1 pseudogene is annotated in these 1,731 nt (G+C 58.1%); it reads right to left on the bottom strand.

Annotation, left to right across the window (positions count from 1 at the left end):
- Nucleotides 1-1,731, bottom strand: a pseudogene (locus A8B82_RS24255) (hypothetical protein); the annotation flags it as partial.

The raw sequence follows: 1,731 nt of genomic DNA, 5'->3' as shown, positions 1-1,731 counted from the left end.
TCATGCAGGCTTTGCCGATATTCGAAGAGCGCACGGATCAGCGGGTCTGGGTGGTTGGACAGATCCACGGTCACCCCGATTTTATGAAGGGACTCGTCCACAGTCGCGAGATGGCGGACCATCTTGTCCGAAGCAGGGTTCAGCACCAGATCGAAGATGATCAAGCTGTCGAAGGTGTCCCGCAGGGCCAAAGTAAGAGCCATCGGGCTGGAAGCACTCGACATGGCCAATTCGATCTCTGAGAAATGATTGCTGAAATGGTTGGTCAGCAGCCATTTTTGATCCGGGGTCAAATCATCATCCCGAACAACGAAGTCGATGAACGCCTGAACACCGGTCTCTGCCGTTGCGATAAGCTGTTTCAGGTACTCGGGGATGTCAGCCTGCGCGAGCAGGTTCACGGAAACGCTCAGCCGCTCTTGCAGCTGAGAATAGCTGAAATCCTCCGCATCGCGAATTGCTGCCTCAAGGGACAACAGCGCGGCGTCGAACTCGCCAATCGTTGCGTCCCAATTGGTCACCAGATCCTGAATGCTGCTGTCCAGCGAGGCAATCTGCTCAGGGGTCAGAGACTCCAGCTCAAGGAAGTTCGCCAGGGCCGTCAGAACCTCAATCTGGCGCTCGTATAGCGCTTGCAGAACGTCCTCGTTTGCCCCTTCAAGATCGGCGACACCCGCCAGCAATTTGAGCTGGTTCATCACCACTGCTGCCTGCATCTGGTATTCCACCAGCGTGCCGGATTGCGCCTTCATCGACTTCAGAAGGTTCCGGGACAACTCGGGGATCTTATCCGCGGCTGATTGATCGCCCTCCATTGCTGCGGCAAGTGCGGTATCAAAGCGAGACTGGTTCAGGGCTGCCTGCTGTGCCGGCGACACGTTGGTCAGGTCGCTGTTCAGAATATCACTCAGAAACTCGCGCAAGGTCTTTGCGGTCTTGTACCACAGACGTGCCTGTTCACCTGACTGCAACGCCAGGGCCTGGGACTGCTCAATCAGGACGCCGATCTCTCCGCCGATGTTTGACACCAGGCCCTGCATCGACAGCGTGAAGCGCTCGATCTGGGGGAGAACTTCATTCATCGCCCCGGCCATCGAAACCAGCGCGGCGTAGAGCTCCCGGCCGTATTCGGTGGTCAGGTCGATACTCTCGATCATATCACGGAACCCTTCACGGCTCTGAGGCATGGTCTGACCCAATTCGGCAAACTGGTCGTTCAGGCGGCGCATGATTGTTTCGCGCTGTTCCTCGACACTGTAGAAGGCCGCAAAGAATGTGTTCACCGCTTGAGCCATCTGGTCAGCACCGCCAAAGGCGTCGACCAGGTTCGAGGCTGCATCCCCGCCGAGCAGCGACACGTCGAACAATGTGCCCCCGAGCAGGTCCATGGCATCATTGACAGCCAGCAGACTGGTAGACAGGCGCGTCAACGTGGTCGCGGCACCCTCGCCCACCCTTTGGACGTCCTCGATCCCCGTGACCATCTCAGCGAATGCATCGCCCAGCTCTTCCAGAGCATCTTGGACTGCGCGCTGCGCCTCCTCGTCGCTCAGGCCGCGCGTCGATACCTCCATCTGGTATGCGAAGTCAGTGAAGGCGCTCGACGTGATCCCAAGGGTCTCCGCCGCGCTGATCAGGCTATCCTGAATTTCAGCAACAATGTTTTGGAGTGGAGCGGCCACATCCTCGTCGGCTTCGGTATAGGTGGTGCGAACCTTCTTGGAGAGGCCC

This window comes from Sulfitobacter sp. EhC04, assembly GCF_001650875.1.
Lineage (GTDB): Bacteria > Pseudomonadota > Alphaproteobacteria > Rhodobacterales > Rhodobacteraceae > Sulfitobacter.
This window is presented reverse-complemented; position numbering and strand designations above follow the sequence as displayed.